At 61.6% G+C, this 21,271-nt stretch carries 21 protein-coding genes; 13 read left to right on the top strand and 8 right to left on the bottom strand.

Annotated elements, in window-relative coordinates; all coding sequences use genetic code 11:
* Nucleotides 1-7: 7 nt before the first annotated feature.
* Genes IHQ72_RS28645 through IHQ72_RS28615 form a run of 7 tightly spaced genes read left to right on the top strand, consistent with a single transcriptional unit; the run spans nt 8 to nt 8,728 of the window.
* Nucleotides 8-997: an ABC transporter permease gene (locus tag IHQ72_RS28645; protein ID WP_123147198.1), complete on the top strand. Its 990-nt coding sequence runs from the start codon at nt 8-10 to the stop codon at nt 995-997.
* A 29-nt stretch (nt 998-1,026) separates the two neighbouring features.
* A complete protein-coding gene (locus IHQ72_RS28640) occupies nt 1,027-2,007 on the top strand; it encodes a sugar-binding transcriptional regulator (RefSeq protein WP_258118806.1) in 981 nt (326 codons plus the stop codon).
* Nucleotides 2,004-2,999, top strand: coding sequence for an aldo/keto reductase (locus IHQ72_RS28635; protein ID WP_258118804.1), 996 nt, complete (start codon nt 2,004-2,006; stop codon nt 2,997-2,999). The genes IHQ72_RS28640 and IHQ72_RS28635 overlap by 4 nt, the downstream gene beginning before the upstream one ends.
* 18 nt (nt 3,000-3,017) lie before the next feature.
* Entirely contained in the window at nt 3,018-4,754 is a 1,737-nt protein-coding gene (locus tag IHQ72_RS28630; RefSeq protein WP_258118802.1) for a glycerol-3-phosphate dehydrogenase/oxidase, read from the top strand.
* A complete protein-coding gene (locus IHQ72_RS28625; protein WP_258118801.1) occupies nt 4,727-5,569 on the top strand; it encodes a class I fructose-bisphosphate aldolase in 843 nt (280 codons plus the stop codon). The genes IHQ72_RS28630 and IHQ72_RS28625 overlap by 28 nt, the downstream gene beginning before the upstream one ends.
* Nucleotides 5,570-5,594: 25 nt before the next feature.
* Nucleotides 5,595-7,109 carry an FGGY-family carbohydrate kinase gene (locus IHQ72_RS28620; RefSeq protein WP_258118799.1) on the top strand — a complete coding sequence of 505 codons (1,515 nt, stop codon included), beginning with the start codon at nt 5,595-5,597 and terminating at the stop codon, nt 7,107-7,109.
* On the top strand, nt 7,106-8,728 hold the full coding sequence (locus tag IHQ72_RS28615) for a GMC family oxidoreductase (protein WP_258118798.1): 1,623 nt from the start codon (nt 7,106-7,108) through the stop codon (nt 8,726-8,728). The genes IHQ72_RS28620 and IHQ72_RS28615 overlap by 4 nt, the downstream gene beginning before the upstream one ends.
* A gap of 99 nt (nt 8,729-8,827) precedes the next feature.
* Here the strand turns inward: IHQ72_RS28615 and IHQ72_RS28610 are convergent, their stop codons facing one another.
* Entirely contained in the window at nt 8,828-9,613 is a 786-nt protein-coding gene (locus IHQ72_RS28610) for a class I SAM-dependent methyltransferase (protein ID WP_258118797.1), read from the bottom strand.
* Nucleotides 9,614-9,776: 163 nt separating this feature from the next.
* Here IHQ72_RS28610 and IHQ72_RS28605 point away from each other — a divergent pair, with 163 nt between their 5' ends.
* The 4 genes from IHQ72_RS28605 to IHQ72_RS28590 all read left to right on the top strand — a co-directional run bounded on the left by IHQ72_RS28605 (nt 9,777) and on the right by IHQ72_RS28590 (nt 13,461).
* Nucleotides 9,777-10,859, top strand: coding sequence for an ABC transporter substrate-binding protein (locus IHQ72_RS28605; protein WP_258123961.1), 1,083 nt, complete (start codon nt 9,777-9,779; stop codon nt 10,857-10,859).
* Nucleotides 10,849-11,916: a FecCD family ABC transporter permease gene (locus IHQ72_RS28600; RefSeq protein ID WP_258118796.1), complete on the top strand. Its 1,068-nt coding sequence runs from the start codon at nt 10,849-10,851 to the stop codon at nt 11,914-11,916. The genes IHQ72_RS28605 and IHQ72_RS28600 overlap by 11 nt, the downstream gene beginning before the upstream one ends.
* Nucleotides 11,910-12,695, top strand: a complete 786-nt coding sequence (locus IHQ72_RS28595) for an ABC transporter ATP-binding protein (RefSeq protein WP_258118795.1) — start codon at nt 11,910-11,912, stop codon at nt 12,693-12,695. Before IHQ72_RS28600 ends, IHQ72_RS28595 begins: the two co-directional genes overlap by 7 nt.
* 271 nt (nt 12,696-12,966) lie before the next feature.
* Nucleotides 12,967-13,461 (top strand): hypothetical protein, encoded by a 495-nt coding sequence (locus IHQ72_RS28590; RefSeq protein WP_258118793.1) that lies wholly within the window; start codon nt 12,967-12,969, stop codon nt 13,459-13,461.
* A gap of 535 nt (nt 13,462-13,996) precedes the next feature.
* Here IHQ72_RS28590 and IHQ72_RS28585 read toward each other — a convergent pair.
* Nucleotides 13,997-14,941: a lipid kinase gene (locus IHQ72_RS28585; RefSeq protein ID WP_258118792.1), complete on the bottom strand. Its 945-nt coding sequence runs from the start codon at nt 14,939-14,941 to the stop codon at nt 13,997-13,999.
* Nucleotides 14,942-15,098: 157 nt separating this feature from the next.
* Here IHQ72_RS28585 and IHQ72_RS28580 point away from each other — a divergent pair, with 157 nt between their 5' ends.
* Together IHQ72_RS28580 and IHQ72_RS28575 are read left to right on the top strand one after the other, a co-directional pair.
* On the top strand, nt 15,099-15,332 hold the full coding sequence (locus IHQ72_RS28580; RefSeq protein WP_258118790.1) for an AbrB/MazE/SpoVT family DNA-binding domain-containing protein: 234 nt from the start codon (nt 15,099-15,101) through the stop codon (nt 15,330-15,332).
* Complete coding sequence (locus tag IHQ72_RS28575) at nt 15,329-15,733, top strand: type II toxin-antitoxin system VapC family toxin (protein ID WP_258118788.1); 405 nt, start codon at nt 15,329-15,331, stop codon at nt 15,731-15,733. Before IHQ72_RS28580 ends, IHQ72_RS28575 begins: the two co-directional genes overlap by 4 nt.
* 159 nt (nt 15,734-15,892) lie before the next feature.
* Here IHQ72_RS28575 and IHQ72_RS28570 read toward each other — a convergent pair whose 3' ends face one another.
* The 6 genes from IHQ72_RS28570 to IHQ72_RS28545 form a co-directional block, all read right to left on the bottom strand.
* Entirely contained in the window at nt 15,893-16,876 is a 984-nt protein-coding gene (locus tag IHQ72_RS28570; RefSeq protein WP_095490981.1) for a branched-chain amino acid ABC transporter permease, read from the bottom strand.
* Nucleotides 16,876-17,763 (bottom strand): branched-chain amino acid ABC transporter permease, encoded by an 888-nt coding sequence (locus IHQ72_RS28565; RefSeq protein WP_258118787.1) that lies wholly within the window; start codon nt 17,761-17,763, stop codon nt 16,876-16,878. The genes IHQ72_RS28570 and IHQ72_RS28565 overlap by 1 nt, the downstream gene beginning before the upstream one ends.
* A 69-nt stretch (nt 17,764-17,832) precedes the next feature.
* On the bottom strand, nt 17,833-19,029 hold the full coding sequence (locus IHQ72_RS28560; RefSeq protein WP_374120288.1) for an ABC transporter substrate-binding protein: 1,197 nt from the start codon (nt 19,027-19,029) through the stop codon (nt 17,833-17,835).
* 46 nt (nt 19,030-19,075) lie between these two features.
* The gene (locus IHQ72_RS28555) at nt 19,076-19,822 is read right to left on the bottom strand and encodes an ABC transporter ATP-binding protein (protein ID WP_258118785.1); all 747 of its coding nucleotides are present in this window, start codon (nt 19,820-19,822) and stop codon (nt 19,076-19,078) included.
* Complete coding sequence (locus tag IHQ72_RS28550; protein ID WP_258118783.1) at nt 19,815-20,570, bottom strand: ABC transporter ATP-binding protein; 756 nt, start codon at nt 20,568-20,570, stop codon at nt 19,815-19,817. Before IHQ72_RS28550 ends, IHQ72_RS28555 begins: the two co-directional genes overlap by 8 nt.
* Nucleotides 20,571-20,995: 425 nt before the next feature.
* Entirely contained in the window at nt 20,996-21,250 is a 255-nt protein-coding gene (locus IHQ72_RS28545) for a hypothetical protein (protein WP_258118781.1), read from the bottom strand.
* Between the last annotated feature and the right edge of the window lie 21 nt (nt 21,251-21,271).

The raw sequence follows: 21,271 nt of genomic DNA, 5'->3' as shown, positions 1-21,271 counted from the left end.
AACCCTCATGGACGCCGAAATCAAGGCGAGCGCCCCCGGGCTTGGCGGGCGCAACTGGCTGCGTCTGGGGTCAATGCGCGAGGCGGGGCTGATCGCAATCATGCTGGCGCTGTGCCTCGCCATGACATTCGCCTCGCCGCATTTCCTGACTTGGGGGAATTTCCGCGCGATGCTGATGAGCTTCTCCATTGAAGGCATCGTCGTGGTCGGCATGACGATACTCCTCATTGTCGGCGGCATCGACCTTTCCGTCGGGTCGGTGGTCTGCTTCTCCATGGTCGTGTCAGGCGCTCTCTTCCTGATGGGTCTGGACCCGTGGACCGCGAGCCTCATCGGCATAGGCGCCAGCGCGCTGATCGGCGCGGTCATGGGCTTCTTCGTGACCGTTATCGGGCTCAATCACTTCATCACATCGCTGGCGGCGATGGTGATTGTGCGCGGTCTTTGCCTTGTCATCACCAAGGGAACCCCGCTGTCGCTGTTCACCCTGCCGCCCGGGTTCAAGGCGATCGGCCAGGGCAGCTTCGGCAATGTGCCTTACGTCATCGTCATCTTTGTCGTGGTCGTGGCCATCTTCGATTTTCTGCTTCGGCGTGCCACGGCTTTCCGGAAGGTCTTCTATACCGGCAGCAACGAGAAGGCGGCCCAATTTTCGGGCATCAAGACCAAGCAGGTCAAATTCTGGGTCACGGTCCTCTGCTCCACCCTGGCGGGCTTTGCCGGCGTCATCTACATGTCACGCTTTGGCGCTGCGACCCCGACCTTCGGCGCTGGCATGGAGCTCAACATCATCGCCGCGGCGGTGATCGGTGGGGCATCGCTCAATGGCGGCTCGGGCACCATCTTCGGCGCCATACTGGGCATGGCGCTGCTCTCGGTCGTCACAAGTTCGCTGATCCTGCTCGACGTTTCCGTCTATTGGCAGGACATGATCAAGGGATGCATCCTGCTCGCGGCGGTATCGATCGACCATTTCCTTCACCGCAGGAAATCCTGAGCAGCAGCGCCGAGAGTTGAGCATCCATCATGTCACCAACCAATTCGCGGGACGACGTCACGATCGTCCGCCAGATGTATCAGGCGCTTGTGCTTCATTACATGGAAGCCAAGACGCAAGCGGAAATCGCCAAAGAGCTCGGCATCTCGCATGCGACCGTCAACCGGCTGATCAAACGCGGTCATCAACTCGGGCTTGTCGAGATCAAGATCAAGTCGCCGGTCGAGCAACTGGTCGACATCGAGGCGCGACTTGTCGCGATAGGTGGACTCCAAAGGGCCGTCGTCGTCCCTTCCGTTTCGGACAATCCGCAGACTGCGCTTCAGCGCGTCGGTGAGGCCGCAGCCAGGCTGGTGCTCGAGACGATCAAGGACGGCGACACGATTTCCATCACCGGGGGCAAGGGGGTGAGTGCCGTCGTCGCCGGCCTCAAGCCGAGCCGCAGCTACGACGTCGAGGTCGTTCCCGCGACCGGCCTTGTCCAGGGCAAGCATTACACCGACGTCAATCATGTCGCGTCTCTGATGGCCGACAAACTCGGCGGGCGCGCCTATCAGGTTCACGCGCCGCTGTTTGCCGACAGCCCGGCCCAACGCGACATGCTGATGGGCGTGCGGGCGGTTTCGGATGTCTTCAGCAAGGCGCGGGAAGCAACGCTTGCGGTCGTCGGCATCGGCTCCATCCTGACCGACGATTCGAGCTACTACGATCTGCATCCGTCCTCGAGCGCCGACCGGCTGGCCATCGAACGCTCGGGCGCGGCGGGCGAGCTGCTCGCGCATCTCATAGACAGCAACGGCAAGCTCGCCGACTACCGCCTCAACCACTCACTGGTTTCGCTGACGCTCGAGGAATTCGCGACCATTCCGCAGTCGATAGGGGTCGCCAGCGGCGCAAGCAAGGTGGTCCCGATCCTCAGTGCCATGCGCGGCTCTCACCTCGACACTCTCGTCACCGACGAAACCACCGGCCTGAAGATCCTCGAGCTCGCCGAAGGAAATGCAGCATGAATTCTCGACAAATCACCCGCTCAATCGGCAAGTCCGGCGTTGTCGCTTCGGCGGTGGGACTCGGCACCTGGGCCATCGGCGGCTGGATGTGGGGTGGCACGGATGAAGCAGAATCGATCGCTGCGATCCAGGCGTCCATCGATGCCGGCGTCTCGCTGATCGACACCGCGCCGGCTTACGGTCTCGGCCGCAGCGAGGAGATCGTCGGCAAGGCCCTCAAGGGCCGGCGCGACCGCGCGGTCATCGCCACCAAATGTGGCCTGAACTGGCATTCGAAAAAGGGCAATCACTTCTTCGATCAGGATGGAACGCCGGTGAACCGATATCTCGGCGCCGACGGCATTGCTTATGAAGTGGAACAGAGCCTGCGGCGGCTCGGCACCGATTATATCGATCTCTACATCACCCATTGGCAGGACCCGACGACCCCCATTGCCGAAACAATGCAAGCGCTCGAACGCCTCAAGTCGGCTGGCAAGATCCGCGCCATCGGCGCAAGCAATCTTAACGCCGCCGAGCTGCAGCACTACGTGACCGCTGGCCAGCTCGACGCGATCCAGGAAAGATATTCGATGCTGGATCGCGAGATTGAGCAGACATTGCTGCCGATCGCGCGCCGGCATCAGGTCGCTACGCTCAGTTACTCGTCGCTTGCACTCGGCCTGCTTTCGGGCGCGATCGATCCGGCGCGTGAGTTCAGCGGTGACGACCAGCGCAAAGACAACCCGCGCTTCTCTCAGGCCAACCGGCGCAAGGTAGCCGCTCTGAAGCATGCCCTGGCCCCGGTCGCAGAGGTCCACCAGGCAAGCATGGCGCAGATCGTCATCGCCTGGACGCTGGCGCAGCCCGGCATCACCTTCGCGTTGTGTGGAGCGCGAAACGCAACGCAGGCGCTCGACAACGCCAGGGCAGGGGAGATTTCGCTGAGCGCAGCGGAACTGACGGCGGTCGATGCGGCGGTGGCCGGGCATCTCGTAGCGATAGATGCGTGATCGAAAGCGTATCTTGAGATGAATCGCATCCAGACGATCGCCGGCTTGCGCGAGAACCCCGATGTTGACGTCCTCGTCATAGGCGGCGGCATTAACGGCATCAGCGTGTTTCGCGACCTCGCTTTGCAGGGCGTCGATGTGCTGCTCGCGGAAAAGGGCGATTATTGTTCCGGCGCCAGCGCAGCCCTCTCGCGCATGGTACATGGCGGCTTGCGCTATCTTGAAAACGGCGAGTTCAAGCTGGTCCGCGAATCTCTGCTCGAACGCGATCGGCTGTTGAAGAACGCGCCGCATTACGTTGCGCCACTGCCAACCACGGTGCCTATCTTCGACCTGTTCTCAGGCATAGCAAATGGCGCATTCCGCTTCCTTGGGCTAAGCCGTCGTCCGGGTCGGCGCGGCGCATTGGTCATCAAGACCGGCTTGGCGATGTATGACTTATTCACCGCCGCACGGCGTATCGTCCCGACGCACAAATTCAGGAGCCGCGCCGAAACACTCAAGTTCTGGCCTGCAATCAATCCTGCTATTCGCAATTCTGCGACATACTATGATGCCTGGGTCAGCCACCCCGAGCGGCTGGGGACCGAGATGCTGCGTGACACCATGAACCAAAAACCGTCCGCTCGGGCGCTCAACTATGCACGCGTATCGCTCGATGACGCGAGCCTGGTGCTTAACGACGGACTGTCTGGCGAAACCGTGGCTGTGAAGCCGCGGCTCGTGGTCAACGCCACCGGCGGCTGGATCGACCTGACCAATTCGGCGATCGGAGCCGTAGCGCCGAAGCTTATGGGCGGCACCAAAGGTTCGCATCTGATCGTCGACAATCGCGAGCTTCATGAAGCGCTCGACGGTCACATGATCTACTATGAGAACGAGGACGGCCGGATTTGCATCCTGTTCCCCTATCTCGGCAACGTGCTGGTCGGCTCGACGGATATCCGTGTCGACGATCCCGATCAGGCACGCTGCATGGATGACGAGCGGCAATACATCCGGCAGTCCCTGTCCTTCGTGTTTCCCGGGATCGAGATCGCCGATACCAACATCGTCTTTCAGTTCACCGGGGTGAGGCCGCTACCGATAAGCCAAGACAGTTTTACCGGGCGCATTCCCCGCGATCATTTCTGCGAGCTCATCGAGGGCGCCGGCATAGTGCCGCCGACGCTCTGCATGATCGGCGGAAAATGGACAACCTTCCGCTCGTTCGGCGAACTGGCAGCGAATATCGTGCTCGAGCGATTGTGCCGACAGCGCATCGTCGGCACCCAAAACATGCCGATCGGCGGCGGCCGGCATTTTCCCATTGCCCCGGCAAAATGGTGCGCAGAACGCGCGGCCGCACACGGCCTGTCGCTTGACCGCATGCGGAGCCTCCTCGAGCGCTACGGTACCGCGGCGGATGCCGTCGCCGCTCATATGGCAGCGGGACATGACGAGCTCTTGCCCGGCAACGACTACTCGGCCCGGGAGATCCAATATCTCATCGCCAATGAATATGTCGAACGGCTGGAGGACCTGCTGCTTCGCCGCACGACAATCGCCATCACCGGCGCTCTCTCTTCCGGCCTTCTCGATGCGGTTCTCGATATTCTCGCTGTCGAAAAGAACTGGGACGCTGCGCGCAAGGCATTCGAGCGCACCGATTTCCTCGCCCTGTTGCAACGCCAGCACGGCGTCGATCTCGACCAGCTATCCCAAAAAGACGAAGGAAGGAGCGCCGAATGGGCATCAACAAGAAAGTCCGCATGAACCGGTTGTTCGGTCGGGCGCGCTGTCTCGACGTCGCAATCGACCATGGCGTGTGCAATGAGCCGTCGTTTCTGGAAGGGCTCGAGGATATGGCCGGCGTCGTCGCCCAGCTGGTTGCCGCGGGACCGGACGCCATTCAGATGAATTATGGCCAGGCCGATCTGCTGCAGTCCTTGCCTGGCAAGGACAAGCCGGCGTTGGTCATGCGCATAGACATGGGCAATCCATATAACAAAACCCGCCACCGCTCGATGTGGGCCATCCTGCAGAATGAAGCCGAGCCACTGATCGGCGCGCTGGAAATGGACGCGGCCTGCGTGGTCGTCAACCTATTCATGCTGCCCGATGAGCCGGACCTGTTCCGGCAATGCGTCCACAACATTGCCCGCGTTCGCGCCGACTGCGAAAGATACGGCCTGCCGCTGATGATCGAGCCGCTGGCGATGCTGCCCAACTCGGAGCGCGGAGGCTACATGGTCGACGGCGACCCCGAAAAGATCGTCACCCTGACCCGGCTCGCAAGCGAGATGGGCGCCGACATCATCAAGGCGGACCCGACCACCGATCCGAACGACTTCCACCGGGTGGTGGCGGCGGCGCGCTGTCCTGTCCTGGTGCGCGGCGGGGGCAGGGAGGATTTGCGCGCAGTCTTCGACAAGTCGGCGGCGCTGATGGCACAAGGCGCGGCAGGCATGGTCTATGGCCGCAACATATACCAGCATTCCAACCCTCGTGCCGTCGTGAGAGGATTGATGGCGATCATCCATGAGAATGCGGACGGCGCGGCGGCCTGGGAGCTCTACCAACAAGAATAATCTTTGCAGCTTGGGAGGAGCTTCAATGCAGCAATACATTCTGGGTCTTGATGCGGGCAATACCGTCATCAAGGCCATCATCTTCGACACCGCAGGTCGCGAACTCGCGCTCGCCGCCCGGGACGGCCGCTCCTGCATGCCAAAGCCCGGCCATGTCGAGCGGGACCTCGGCGAATTATGGCGCAACGCCGTCGAGGTCATCCGACAGTGCCTCGACCAGTCGGGCATCGACCCCCGCGACATCGCGGCGATCGGCTGCGCCGGCCACGGCAACGGGCTCTACGCACTGGACCGCGGCGGTGACCCGCTGCTCGGCATCCAGTCGCTCGACACGCGCGGCATCGGCATCGTCAGCGAATGGGCGGCCGCAGGCGTTGGCGACCGGACCTATATCCACTGCCTGCAACGGCCCTGGGCGGCGCAGACGCCGACTCTGCTGGCGTGGCTCAAGCGCCATGATCCGGCACTTTTTACCCGAATTGGCACCGTCTTTCTGTGCAAGGATTTTATCGTCAACCGCCTCACCGGCGCGCGCTCGACCGAGACCTCGGATATGTCGGGCTGCGGGCTTTTGCACATGCCCGGCCGACGCTACAAGCGTGAGTTGCTGGCCGCCTATGGTCTCGACGATTGCATGGAACTGCTGCCGAACGTGCTGGAGGCTTCCGACATCGCCGGCCGTATCGCGCGCGATGTCGCCGCTGCCACCGGCCTTCGGGCGGGCACGCCTGTGGTGGCGGGCCTGTTCGACGTCGTCGCCAGCGCCATCGGTTCGGGCGTCACCAGCACCGGCGCCGCCTCGATCATTGCCGGCACCTGGAGCATCAACCAGGTCATCACCGAAGAGCCGATCCGCGATCCGTCGATCTTCATGCTGTCGACGTTCGATCCGGTGCGCTACCTCGCCATCGAATCGAGCGCCACTTCGGCCGCAAATCTCGAATGGATCGTCCGTGAGTTCTTCGAGCATGCGTCGCCGGCAGGCGCATCGCCATTCGAAATCTGCAGCGAGCTTGTTGCTTCCGTCGATCCCCTGGGAGACATGCCGATCTACCACCCCTTCCTTTACGGCTCGCAGCAGAATGGCAAGGCGCGTGCAGGTTTCTACGGCATCGCCGGCTGGCATACGCGGGCGCATATGCTGCGCGCACTGTTCGAGGGCGTCGTCTTCGAACACCGGCGGCATGTCGAGACGCTGCGCCGAGCGGGAGCGACTGTCAGCCAGGCGGTTCTTTCGGGCGGCGGCTCGCGCAGTGCCATCTGGCCGCAGATATTTGCGGATGTGCTGGACGTGCCGGTGACCGTGGCGCGCAGCCGCGAGACGGGGGCGCTGGGAGCTGCAATTGCAGCCGGCACAGGCGTCGGCCTGTTCGCCGACTTCTCTGCAGGCGCGGCCGCGATGACCGCGCCCGACCGCTGCTACCAGCCCAATAGCGAGATCGCACCGGCCTATGAGCAGCGTTATCGTCTGTATGGCGAGATCAACCAGGCCATGGGTCCGCTATGGGACAGGATGGCAAGCGAACGGACGTCCAATTGACACAGACCGCTGCCGATTTTGGACGATACGACTTCATCATCGTCGGCGCAGGTTCGGCCGGCTGCGTGCTGGCCAACAGACTGTCGGCCAATCCAGCCATGCGCGTGCTGCTTCTGGAAGCCGGCGGCAGCGACCGCTATCACTGGGTCAACATTCCCATCGGCTATCTCTACTGCATGGGCAACCCGCGCACCGATTGGCTGATGAAGACCGAGCCGGAGCCCGGGCTGAACGGTCGTGCGCTCGACTATCCGCGCGGCAAGCTTCTGGGCGGCTGCTCATCGATCAACGGCATGATCTACATGCGCGGCCAGGCGGCCGACTATGATGGCTGGCGGCAAGCCGGAAATCTCGGTTGGGGCTGGGATGACGTGCTTCCATATTTCCGCAAGTCCGAGGACCATTTTGGTGGCGCGAACGACCTTCATGGCGCCGGTGGCGAATGGCGCGTCGAGCGCCAGCGCCTGTACTGGCCGATCCTGGATGCGTTCCGCGATGCTGCCGAGGAACTCGGCATCCCCCGGACGGAGGATTTCAACGGCGGGACCAACGAGGGGTCGGGCTATTTCGAGGTCAACCAGAAGAAGGGCGTGCGCTGGAATACCTCGAAAGCGTTCCTACGGGGCGTGCTCCGGCGCCCGAATTTGCGCGTCGTGACCGGCGCCGAGACCGAGAACCTAAATTTCGACGGAGCTTGCGTCACCGGCGTTGTCTTCCGCATGGGCGGCCAGTTGCATCGTGCGCTGGCGGGCGAGACGATACTTGCCGCCGGCGCGATCAATTCGCCGAAGCTGCTCGAGCTTTCCGGCGTCGGCCGACCGGACGTGCTTGGCGCAGCAGGAATCCCGGTTCGCCACGCGTTGGTAGGCGTCGGCGAGAACCTGCAGGATCATTTGCAAATCCGCACGGTCTTCAAGGTCGCCAATGCCTCGACGCTAAACCAGCGCTACCACAATCTGTTCAGCCGCGCGGCCATGGGCGTCGAATACGCCATCCGTCGCAGCGGACCGCTATCGATGGCGCCGAGCCAATTAGGTATCTTCGCCAGAAGCGACCCACGCCTGGAGACGCCCGATCTCGAATACCATGTCCAGCCGTTGAGCACTGACCGGCTGGGCGAGCCGCTGCATCGCTTCCCCGCGGTCACGGTTTCGGTCTGCAACCTCAGACCGGAAAGCCGCGGCACCGTCCACATAGGGGCGCCCGATCCGCAGACGGCCCCGAAGATCCGGCCGAACTATTTGTCTACCGAGGGAGACAGGACCGTGGCTGTAGCATCGCTCCGCCACGTCCGCCGCTTGATGAAGGCACGCGCCGTTGCCCGTTTCGCGCCTGAGGAAATACTGCCCGGTGCACAATTTGAAAGCGACGAAGATCTCGTCCGCAAGGCCGGCGATATCGGCACTACGATTTTTCACCCGGTCGGCACCTGCAAGATGGGCGCAGGCTCGATGGCGGTGGTCGACGGCCGGCTGCGGGTGCACGGCATTTCTGGCCTGCGCGTCGTCGACGCTTCGATTATGCCGACGATCGTTTCCGGCAACACCAACTCTCCAGTGGTCATGATCGCGGAGAAGGCATCGGAAATGATCTTGCAGGACGCCAGCCAGGAGAAATAATCCGCGGTGGCGCATCTGAGCTGACGCAGACCGGCAGCTACTCGCTGTCGTGCCGTCGCGTGCCCCATGAAGCGACCGATGCCGGCAGCGCCGAGGAGTTTACTGCGGCTTTGTCGCGCAGATCGCGAAGCGATGTTGAGTGGCGCGTTCGAGCGCCTTGGGCCAACTCATCTGTCGAGCCTGAGCGCGATGGATCGCTCCCAGTTTCCAGTCGACGACAGGCTGCTCCAACCCGGCTTCGGCCAGCAAGCGCGCTATCTCTTCCGCCCGTGCGCCGCCCGAGAAATAGACACGAGCAAGAATGCTCTGGTGGCGTCTGGCCATGGAGGCGTCACTGTCCAAGACCCGGGACTTGCCGGCCGTGAGCTTCTCCCAAACTTCCCGCAAACTCATCGCCCAGTTGCGGCTGACAAAATCGCCGTCGATGACCAGCAGCTTGCCGCCGGGCTTCAGCAGCGAGAACCATTCGGCAAAGGCCGTCTTCGGATCCACCAACGTCCAGACCAGGTGACGGGTGACGATGACATCGTAGCTCGCCTTGTCCTCGAGCGTCCGTTCAGCATCCCTCACGATGAAGCGGATATCGGCGCCGCGTTTTTGTGCCTTGGCGCGCGCCTTGGCGAGCATGGCTTCCGACCAATCGAGGCCTGTCACCACAAAGCCTAGATCGTGCATCAGATGCGAAATAACGCCTGTCCCACAGGCGAGATCCAGAGACGCCCGCCCGGCGCCAGGCCCAAGGTGCTTGGTTATGAGCGCATGCCAGGCAGCGCGCTCGCGCTCGGAAAAAATCTCGTGGCCGACCTGCAGGTCGAACGTCTCGGCGCGCTCGGACCAATAGTCCCGAATTTCGTCGCGCAGCGAATAGTTTGCGTGAGCCGTCATTGCCCGAAACGCTCTCCCCAAAAGCGGTACATTGGAATTGCTCTAAAAGATAATTCTTGATTACACAATTCATGTTTTCTAAAGCCGGGCCGGTAAACTGAATTGCGAGAGCACAATGATTTTGAAGTCGATATTTGCGGCCGCGGTCGCCCTCGCGGCCTCCATGCCGTTAACCCACGGCGTGCGCGCCGATACCGTCACCGACATTAGCGGCCGCAAGGTCGAGGTGAAGACGCCGGTCGAGAACGTCATCCTCGGCGAAGGCCGGCAGATCTACCTGATCGCCGCGCTCGATACCGACAACCCCTTCAAGCGAATCGTTGGCTGGCGCGAGGATTTCTCCCAGGCTGATCCCGACAATTACGCCGTCTATCTGGAAAAATTCCCCTCGATGGCCACGATCCCGACCTTCGGCGGTTTCAAGGACGGCACCTTCGACATCGAGCAGGCCATCGCGCTTCAGCCGGACGTGATGATCATGAACATCGAGTCCAAGCAGGCGACCGAGGACGCGCAATATATCGAAAAGCTCGCCGCCGTTGGCATTCCGGTGGTCTATGTCGATTTCCGCGAGCATCCCTTCACCAACACTGAGCCGAGCATGCGTCTTATCGGCAAGCTCTTTGGCCAGGAAAAGCGGGCCGAGGAGTTCATCGCCTACCGCGCGGCCCAGATCGCGCGGGTCACCGATGTTATCGCAAAGAATGATCCAAAGCGCCCGACCGTCTTCGTCGAGCGCGCCGGGGGCTATGCCGACGATTGCTGCATGAGCTTCGGTAATGACAATTTCGGCAAGTTCGTCGAGATGGCCGGCGGCCGCAATATCGCGGCGGATCTGATCCCGGGCACTTTTGGCGCGCTCAATCCCGAACAGATCATCGCGAGCGATCCCGACCAGGTGATTGTTACGGGCGGTAATTGGGAGGCATATGTGCCGGGTGGCAAATGGGTCGGCGTCGGTCCCGGCGCGGACGAGGCGGCAGCACTGAAGAAACTCAAGGGCCTGACGGAGCGACCCGCCCTGACCGGCATCAAGGCGGTGGAGAACGGGCGGATCCACGCCATCTGGCACCAGTTCTACAACAGCCCTTATCAGTTCGTCGCCATCCAGCAGATGGCCAAGTGGCTGCACCCCGACCTGTTCGCCGATCTGGACGCTGAGGCCACCTTCAAGGAGCTGCACGAGAAGTTCCTGCCGGTCGACTACAGGCCTGGCCATTGGGTCTCGCTCTCCAATGAGCAGTGAACCAGCGGCACTATCGGCCAAAGAAGGGCGCGGCCTCTACCGCGCCCTCGTCCTGCGCAAGCAACTCATCCTCGCAGGGCTCGCCCTGGCGCTGCTCCTGAGCCTTTGCATCGACCTCGCGCTCGGCCCGGCCAGCTACAGCCTGGACCAGGTTGTGCTCGCGCTCGTTTCTCCCAGCAGCGTCCCGCTTCAGGTGCGTGTCGTGCTGTGGGAAATTCGGCTTCCCATCGCGCTTATGGCCGTGGTCGTCGGCGCGGCACTGTCGGTCGCCGGTGCACAGATGCAGACTATCCTCAACAATCCGCTCGCCAGCCCGTTCACGCTCGGCATTTCGGCGGCGGCCAGCTTCGGCGCCGCGCTCGCGCTCGCCTTCGGCGTCACGCTCATCCCCGCGGCAATCGAATATGTCGTGCCGCTCAACGCCTTCGTGGTGGCGATGCTGACCGCGCTCGTCATCCACCTGCTGAGTCTCAAGCGCGGCGTGACGGTCGAAACCATCGTGCTTCTCGGCATCGCCCTCGTATTCACCTTCAATGCGCTGCTGTCGCTCGTCCAGCATCTTTCCTCAGAGCAAGCGCTCGCCGCGGTCGTGTTCTGGACCATGGGAAGCCTCACCAAGGCCACCTGGCCCAAGCTCATCATCACCAGCCTCATTCTTCTCGCAACGCTTCCGATATTCGCGCGCCGCGCCTGGGCGCTGACGGCGCTGCGGCTAGGCGAAGACAAGGCCGCGAGCTTTGGGGTCAAGGTCGCGCGCCTGAGGCTCGAAACCATGATAATGGTGAGCCTGCTCGCCGCCATTCCCGTCGCCTTCGTCGGCACGATCGGCTTCATCGGGCTGGTCGGTCCGCACATCGCCCGCATGCTGATCGGGGAAGATCAACGCTTCTTCCTGCCCGCCTCGGCGCTTTCGGGGGCACTCATCCTTTCGGCGAGTTCGGTTGCCAGCAAGTCGCTCATTCCAGGCACGATCTTCCCGATCGGCATCGTCACCTCGCTCATCGGCATTCCCTTCTTCATCTCGCTGATCCTCTCGAATGTGAGGCGCTCATGGTAACGATCAGGCTCGATGGTCTCGGAGCCTTCCACGGGACGCGGCTCGTCCTTTCGGACGTTTCAACTCCCATTTTTCGGGGTGGCGAGGTAGTCGCCGTTATCGGGCCCAACGCAGCGGGCAAGTCGACGCTGTTCAAGCGCATCGCAGGACTTCTGAAGGGCCCGGGCCGTGTCTGCCTCGAGGGGGCGGCGAAGGGATCTGAGGGCATCTGCTATATGCCGCAGGATACGGCAGCCAACGCGGTGCTGACCGTCTATGAATCGATCCTGCTCGCCCGCAAGCAGGGCTCGGCCTGGTCGGTCGGCGATGGCGACCTCGCACTCATAGACGGCATCCTGGCCGCGCTCAGCATCTCGGATATTGCCTTTCGCAATGTCGGCGAACTGAGCGGGGGGCAAAGGCAGGTGGTAAGCATCGCCCAGACCCTCGCCCGCGAACCTGAAATCCTGCTGATGGACGAGCCGACGTCAGCGCTTGACTTGCACCGGCAGGTCGAGGTGCTGAGCTTCATGCGCGGGCTCGCGCACAAGCACGGGATCGCGGTGCTGATCGCAATTCACGACCTCAATCAGGCCCTGCGCTTCGCCGACAAATGCATCGTCCTCGCCGACGGCCGGATGTTCGCCTGCGGTACGCCGGAAGAGGTCGTCACGCCGGCGCTCTTGCGTGATGTGTACCGCGTCGAGGCGAGGATCGAGCGCTGCTCGCGGGGCATCGGTCATGTAATGGTGGATGGCGTCGCGGACGAAACGGCAGCGGCCGCGTCGATAGCAGCTTAAGGCATCAGTGGTCGAAAGCCAAAAACCTAGAAAATAAATCGAAAATTCTGGCGTAAACGTTTGAATTAAAAACATTTGCTATCGCCCTGGCGGCTACTTGGGCGACGAATGGAGGCGTTCACTCACGACCGCTGCACGTCGTTCGACGAGCCGCTGTTGTACGAGACACCTTGGGTAGACAGAGGTCGTGAAAACGCGCGATAAGGTTAGCCTGCGCTAGATTCAAAGATGGCCGGGGCACCAGAAGATGGCACGCCGAATGTGCAACGCAATGCTTGGCTTCGCGGCGCTTGCCATAACTGCGTGCCAATCGGCTCGTGAAACGCCGCGACCCACCCTCGAACCTGCGTTAGAACCTGGTACCATTCCTGCCCAAACTGCCTCGGATCCTGCCGCTGTTCCCTCCGGCTCAGCAATTATTGATCAATCCGTGGCGGTCACTCCCCCTGACAAGGCCGTTCCGACAAAGTATGCTGTTTTTTCGGGTCTATGGGCCGGACGATTGGATGGGATGTATGACGCCAAACTTGCTGTTCAGACGATTTCTTCCAATGGGAAGGTGACGGTTACCTATGCGTGGGGAACTCTGGGCGACAACCATCCGGGAGAGGCCGCCGGCGCTGGAAGAATTGTGGGGACTACGTTGAAGCTTGAGCGCCTACCGAATGGCGCAGACGTCAGTTTTGTCATGCGGCCCGACAGAACCCTGGCCGGAACCGTTAGGCTTGCCGGCCAGACCTACACGGGCGCGTTCATCAAGCAATGATCAAAGACGTGTCTGAAGGCTATGTAGGGGCCAGGCGACTGTTCCATCTTGCAGCCTGTTGTTACCGGGGTGGGGGCCTGCAGGCCGCGATTCCAGATGTGAGCCTTAATTCGATCTGTACATCCAAAGCACGTATCCGATGCCAATTGATCCTCAGCGCAGACGCTTCGATCGGGCTCGCGCCGTTCCGGAGGGCGAGGCCTTTGTGCTTTTCCGATCACGTCGGCGGGGCGCTTCTGTCCTATACTCGCTGACAATTGCTATGCGATCGGATTGTCCAATCAGCCCGCGTCCTTCTTCCAGAGGGTGCGGACTCCTGATCTTTCATCACCTTCCCGACGGCTTCTGGCGGTCCTTCAGTATCCGCGCACTCGCGCGACAACGAAAGGCCAATAGTTTCTCATCCTTGATGGCATCAACGATATTCACAAGAATACTAATCGCGGCGGTGTTGCTCGTAGCATAGCGGCGACAACGATTAGCGAAAGCTCAAAGTTGTGATTGGATTTTATTCGACGCTCGCTTGGCCGCCGGTCTACCCGCTGTTTGCGCCGACCGTATCACCAAGCACCTTTGTGCGGGGCTGCATGCGCGCGGCCGCAGGCGCGAAGACCGAAATCGCCTTCGGGTGGACCTTGAAATGCGCCGGGGTCGAGGTGACGATCTCACCATCGGTGTTCACCGGCATCGGCCTTTTCGTCTCGATGTCGAACTCGACGCATCTGGCCGTGCGAACCTCGCTCCAGGCGCCGTGTGTGCCTGAGCGGAACGAGCGCAGCAAGAGCGCCATCTTCCAGAGGTTCGTCATTTCCAGGCTGTACAGGTCGAGATGGCCGTCATCGATCTCCGCCGTCTCCTCAACGACGTTGCCGCCGCCATAGTGCCGGCCGTTGCCGACTGCTATCTGGTAAGTCTCAACTTCGGTCGCTACGCCCTTTTCGGTAATCCTTGCTTCGAAGTGGCGGGCCTTGGTCAACACTTTCATGGCCGCCAAGGCATAGCCAAACCTGCCGAAACGTTTCTTTAGCGCCGGGTCGAGACCCTGAGCAAGGTCGGTGCTGAGGCCAATGCTCGCAACATTGAAGAAAGCGTGACCATTGACGGTTCCGACATCGATCAGACGCCTTCCGCCCTGTACGATCACGTCGGCGGCCTTCCGCAGATCCAACGGTATTTCGAGCGTTCGTGCCAGATCGTTCGCCGTCCCCATTGGAATGATGCCCATCGGCAGCCCGCTTTCCATGGCCGCGACCGCCGCCGAGGACACCGATCCATCGCCGCCGCACACGATCACAAGGTCGGCCCTATGGCGAAGGCGCACGATATCGCGTGCTATCTCGGGCAGCGCCTCGAACGTCTCGACGCTGACGCGGAGCCCACCGGCCTCCAGCCGCTCGACCACCGGTGCGATAGATTCCTGCCCGCGTCGCGCCTTTGGATTGACGAGCAGAAGCGCGCGTCTGGTCGTGATGTCGTTCATGCGGCGTAGATAGGGTGCTTGCCTGCGGATTACGACGTCAAAAGGCGCGCCGGGGAAGACAAGTCACAAATGACGGCTCCGGCAGCCGTATGCGAAGGTTGAAATTCGGCCCACAAGGTAATACCTTATAGAAAATTGGTATTACCAGGATGCGGACATGACCAGCACAGTCACAGCCAAAGGACAGGTGACCATCCCGAAGCCGGTCCGCGACCTGCTCGGAATCGTTCCGGGCAGCAAGGTTGATTTCCGCCGCACCGATGACGGCAATGTGTTGATCGTGCGTAGCGACAAGAACCAGCCCGCGAGCCGCTTCGCGAAATTGCGCGGCCATGCCGGCAAGGGACTCGACACCGACGCGATCATGGCACTGACGCGTGGCGACGCGTGACGCTGGTCGACACCAACGTTCTGCTCGACCTTGTCACGGACGATGCGAACTGGGCGGATTGGTCGATCGCCCAGCTTGAGACGGCAAGCCTCAATGGGTCGTTGTTGATCAACGATGCAGTCTATGCCGAACTTGCCGTTCGCTACGACCGCATCGAGGATATCGACGCGTTTCTTGACAAAGCCGGTCTCCAAATGGCTCCGATGCCCCGGGCAGCACTGTTCCTCGCCGGAAAGGTCTTTACGCGGTATCGCAAATCGGGCGGATCGCGCACTGGTGTGCTGCCTGACTTCTTCATCGGCGCCCATGCCGCCGTCAATGGACTGCCGCTGCTCACCCGCGACGTCGGCCGCTACCGCACCTATTTTCCATTGCTGAAACTGATCGCACCGGACTCCTGAACAGCCCGCCAGCCCGAGATTTGGCGGCAAGGCAGAGGCCCTTTTGCCTCTTAATCCTGAAGTCTTGGTGAGATGGTTCCGTACAAAATTGTCGTCTGGCTATAGAACTGAGTGGCTGCATGGCCTAACCGGCGACCGGTCGCTGGTTTCATGACCTGTTCAGAGCGGTTTCCGGATCCATTTTGCCAGGACGCCAATGATGCCCTCCCGGAACAACAGCACCGCGACAACGAAGATGATGCCTTGGCCTATCGTGACCCAGTCGCCAAATGTCGCGAGGTAATTCTGCATCGTGACGATGACTGCCGCGCCGACGATCGGTCCGAACACCGTGCCCATGCCGCCTAAGAGCGTCATCAGCACGACCTCGCCGGACATGGTCCAGTAGACGTCGGTAAGCGACGCCAATTGGAACACGATTGCCTTGGTTGCGCCGGCGACGCCGGCGAGCGTGGCCGACAGCACGAATACGGCGAGCTTGTAGCGGTTGACCCGATAGCCCAGCGAGATCGCGCGGGGCTCGTTCTCGCGGATCGCCTTCAACACCTGTCCAAACGGCGAATGGATGATCCGATAGATCAGCAATATGCCGGCGAAGAAGATGGCGAGCACGAAGAAATAGAGGACTTCGCTCGAGCGCAGGTCGATCAGCCCGAAGAGATGCCCGCGCGGCACGGCCTGGATGCCGTCCTCACCGCCGGTAAACGCCGCCTGCAGCGAGAAGAAATAGATCATCTGCGCAAAAGCCAGCGTCACCATGGCGAAATAGATGCCGTGGCGGCGAATGGCTAGGGAGCCAATCGCGAGACCGAGCACGGCAGCCACCAGCGTGCCCGCGATGATGGCGAGTTCGGGCGTCAAACCCCACACCTTTGCCGCATGGGCCGAGACGTAGCTCGCCATGCCGAAATATGCTGCGTGGCCGAAGGACAGCAGTCCGCCATAGCCGAGCAACAGGTTGAAGGCGCAGGCAAACAGCGCGAAGCACAGCACCTTCATGACAAAGATCGGATAGAGCAGAAATGGCGCGGCGATGAGGAAGACGAAGAGCGCGGCGAAGATCGCAAAGTGATGACGTGGCATGCCCGCGGCGCCAACCGACGTGATGGCCGCCATAGCGATCGGGTTGGTGTCGGTTGTCATCACGCACTCCGCCCAAACAGGCCGGCGGGCTTGACGAGTAGCACGAGCGCCATGATGACAAAGATCACCACGGCCGAGCCTTCCGGATAGAACACGCGGGTCAGACCCTCGATCAGCCCAAGCCCGAAGCCGGTGAGGATCGAGCCCAGGATCGAGCCCATGCCGCCGATGACGACGACGGCGAAGACGACAATGATCAGGTCTGCCCCCATGTTCGGATTGACTGCGTATATCGGCGCGGCGAGCACGCCGGCGAAACCCGCGAGTGCGACGCCGAAACCATATGTGAGCGTGACCAGCAGCGGCACGTTGATGCCGAACGCGCCGACCATGGTCGGGTTCTCGGTCGCTGCCCTGAGATAGGCGCCAAGCCGCGTCTTTTCGATGATGAACCAGGTCGCGAGGCACACGATGAGTGAAGCCACGATCACCCAGGCGCGCGAATTGGGCAGGTACATGAAACCGAGATTATGCCCGCCGGTCAGAAGCGGCGGCGGCGGGTAAGGCAGGCCGGATACGCCGAAAAACTGGCGGAAGAAGCCGACGATGATCAGCGCCAGGCCGAAAGTGAGAAGCAGCCCGTAGAGATGGTCGAGGTGATAGAGCCGTCGGATCAGCACGCGCTCGAGCACGATGCCGGTGACGCCGACGATCGGCGGCACGATGAACACGGCCCACCAGTAGCCGACGCCGAGATAGTTGAGCAGCATCCATGCGCCGAAGGCGCCCAGCATGTACTGCGCGCCATGCGTGAAATTGATGATGTTCAAGAGACCGAAGATGACCGCCAGCCCGAGGCTCAGAACCGCATAGAAGGACCCATTGATCAGCCCGAGCAGCAATTGGCCGAACAGGACCTGCGGCGGAATTCCAAGCAGTTCGAACATGGTCGCTCCGGCTGACTTGTCGACGAAAGGACGCGCCGAGCGGCTCGGCGCGTCGTTGGCGAGGCTCGCTTACTTGACGAGCGAACAGGCGCCGTCGGCGAGCGGGCGGAACGCTTTGTCGGCCGGAATGGTGGCCACCGTCTCGAAATAATCCCATGGCCCCTTCGATTGGTCCGGCTTCTTGACGCGGAACAGATACATGTCGTGCAGCTTGCGCCCGTCCGCGCGGATCGTGCCCTTGCCGAACAGCGGATCATCGGTCGGCATTTCCTTCATCTTGGCCATCACCTTGGCCGCGTCCTTGTCGCCAACGGCTTCGACGGCTTTAAGGTAATGCAGGACCGAAGCGTAGACTCCGGCCTCGATCATCGAAGGCTTTTGTCCGGCATTCCGCTCCTGGAAGCGGGCAGAGAATTCACGCGTTTGATCGTTCTTGTCCCAGTAGAATGCGCCGGTGAGCACGAGGCCCTGCGCCACGTCGAGGCCAAGCGCATGCACGTCATTGATGAACATCAGCAGAGCGGCGAGCGCCTGGCCACCCTGCGTGATGCCGAATTCCGACGCCTGCTTGACCGCGTTGATCGTGTCGCCGCCGGCATTGGCGAGGCCGACGACCTTGGCACCCGACCCTTGCGCCTGTAGCAGGAAGGACGAGAAATCCTGGCCGGGGAAAGGATGACGGACGGCGCCGAGAACCTTGCCGCCCGATGCTTCGACGACCGCCGACGTATCGCGCTCGAGCGCGTGGCCGAAGGCGTAGTCCGCTGTGACGAAGAACCAGCTATCGCCGCCCTGCGCGACCATGGCCGAACCCGTGCCGTTGGCAAGCGCCCAGGTGTCGTAGGTCCAGTGGACGGTGTTGGGCGAACAGGCTTTGCCGGTGAGGTCGGACGAAGCCGGGCCCGAGGCGAGGAAGATCTTGTTCTTCTCCTTGGTGATCTCGTTGACGGCGAGCGCCACTGACGAGGTTGGCACGTCGGCGATTACATCGACATTTTCGGTGTCGTACCACTGGCGGGCAATATTCGAGCCGACGTCGGGCTTGTTCTGGTGGTCGGCGGAGACGATCGACACGTTGATGCCCTTGTCCGCCGCCTTGAAGTCTTCCGCCGCCATCTGGGCGGCGATGACCGAACCTTCACCGGCGATGTCTGCATAGATGCCGGAACGGTCATTCAGAACGCCGATCTTGACATCCGTGGCGTGGGCCGCACCGGCCATCAGCAGGCTCGTCAGCGAAGCCAGAATAAACCCCATTTTTTTCATCGCTACTCTCCTCCGATTGCGGCGCAACGCGCCATTGATAATTGCCTCAGACACCGAGATAGGCGTGCAGTTTGTCGATGTTGGCGTCGAGTTCGTCGTTGGGGATTGTGTCGATCACGCGCCCCTGTTCCACCACGTAGTGCCGGTCCGCGACCAACGCGGCGAAATGAAAATTCTGTTCGACGAGCACAATCGTGAATCCCTCCTCCTTAAGCCGGGCAATGGTGCGGCCGATCTGCTGCACGATGACGGGCGCAAGCCCTTCGGTCGGCTCGTCGAGCAGCAAGAGCTTCGCGCCGGTCCGCAAGATCCGGCCGATGGCGAGCATCTGCTGTTCGCCGCCCGAAAGCTTGGTGCCTTGGCTCGAAAGCCGCTCCTTCAAGTTCGGGAAAAGCTCGAAAATCTGCTCGACGGTGAGCCCACCGGGGCGCACCTGCGGCGGCAGCATCAAATTCTCCTCGACCGAGAGGCTGGAAAAGATCGCCCGCTCCTCGGGGCAGTAGGCGATGCCCATCTGCGCGATCAACCGCGACGGCAGCTTGATCGTCTCCCGACCGTCATAGGTGACCGAGCCCGAGCGCCTGGAAAGAATTCCCATGACCGCCTTCAGCGTCGTCGTCTTGCCGGCGCCATTGCGGCCGAGCAGCGTCACCACCTCGCCTTCGCCAACCTCGAAACTCACGCCGTGAAGCACATGGCTCTCGCCGTACCAGCCCTGCAGGCCATCGACGCGAAGGAGGGGTCTCGCCGAGGGGCCAGCAGCCGGCCCGCTTGCAAGTTCAACTTCAGACATGTCCGGCCCCGATATAGGCTTCGACAACGCGCGGATCCTTGGAAACCGCAGCATAGTCGCCTTCGGCGAGGACTTTGCCACGCGCGAGCACGGTGATGCGGTTCGACAGCGAGGCTACGACCGACAGATTATGCTCAACCATCAAAATGGTGCGGTTCTTGGAGATGCGCCGGATCAGCGCCGAGATCCGCTCGATGTCTTCTTGCGCCATGCCGGCCATAGGCTCATCGAGGAGCAGCATTTCAGGGTTCAGCGCCAGCGTCGTCGCGATCTCAAGCGCGCGTTTGCGGCCGTAAGGCAGATCGCTGGCGCGAATATCTGAAAACTCGGTCAAGCCGACATCGGCGAGAAGAGCCGCACCCTCGCTATTGAGCTTGGAGAGCACTTTCTCGGAGCGCCAGAAATCGAAACTGTCGCCGCGCCGGCGCTGCAGCGCGATGCGGACATTCTCGAGTGCCGTCATGTGCGGAAACACCGCCGATATCTGGAAGGAGCGCACAAGGCCCAGCCGCGCGATGTCGGCCGGCTGCATCCTGGTGATGTCGCGGCCTTGGTAGCGGATCGCGCCGCGCGTTGGCTGGAGGAATTTGGTCAGCAAGTTGAAGAGGGTTGTCTTGCCTGCGCCGTTGGGGCCGATCAGCGCGTGGATCGATCCTCGCTCCACCGTCAGGTTGACATTGTTGACAGCGACGAAACCCCCAAATTCCTTAGTCAATCCCGCGGCTTCGAGGATCGCTCCGGAATTCATGCGCGGGAGCCTTCGCCCGTCATCGGCGTGAAAACGTGGAACCGCGCTGCGGGGCTGTCCTCCATGGTTTCCTCCCGTGGCACTCCTGCCCGCAACAAACGACCTAATGCACATCGCGTCAAGGCCGCAATTTTCAGAAGCGTCGAACTTCACGAAACGCTGAGTCAACTGCCCTTGGCACAGGCTCGCCTGGAGAAGCTGGCGTGCGGTTGGCATCACATCCGATCGGGCGGCATTTACAGGGATCTGTTGCAGTCTTTGACTGCCGGCGCTGTGGCACGGGGCCTTCGATCATGTTCGGATTGCAACGTTCGAAGGGGGCGCAAACGACAGACGAGATATGCCTGCAATCCGAACCCCATCCCTGGCCGAGCAGTGCGAAATCCTCGCCGCCCGACTAGATGAATGCGAAAAGCTTAGCTGCGCTAGTTCGAGTTGGGGTTGTCCTTGCCGCGGTTTGGATCCTTGCCGGCAGCCTGGCTGCTCTGTTGCGGCTTGTCCTTCTTGTCCTGATTGCCGCCGCGATTGCTTGACGCGGCGATTGTTCCCGCGGGGAACATATCGGCCTTTCGAGAGTTCGCGCCATAGGACCGCAATGAACGCGAGGAAGGGATTGCTGTCGAAGCTTCTTGAAGGATGACCTTCGCTTTCGAGAAGTAGTCAGGATTGATCGTGGACACACCAGACGAAGCTGTGGACGC

The sequence above is a fragment of the Mesorhizobium onobrychidis genome, from assembly GCF_024707545.1.
Classification (GTDB): domain Bacteria; phylum Pseudomonadota; class Alphaproteobacteria; order Rhizobiales; family Rhizobiaceae; genus Mesorhizobium; species Mesorhizobium onobrychidis.
Note: the sequence above shows the minus strand (reverse complement) of the source record. Positions and strands in the feature narration are given on the sequence as shown.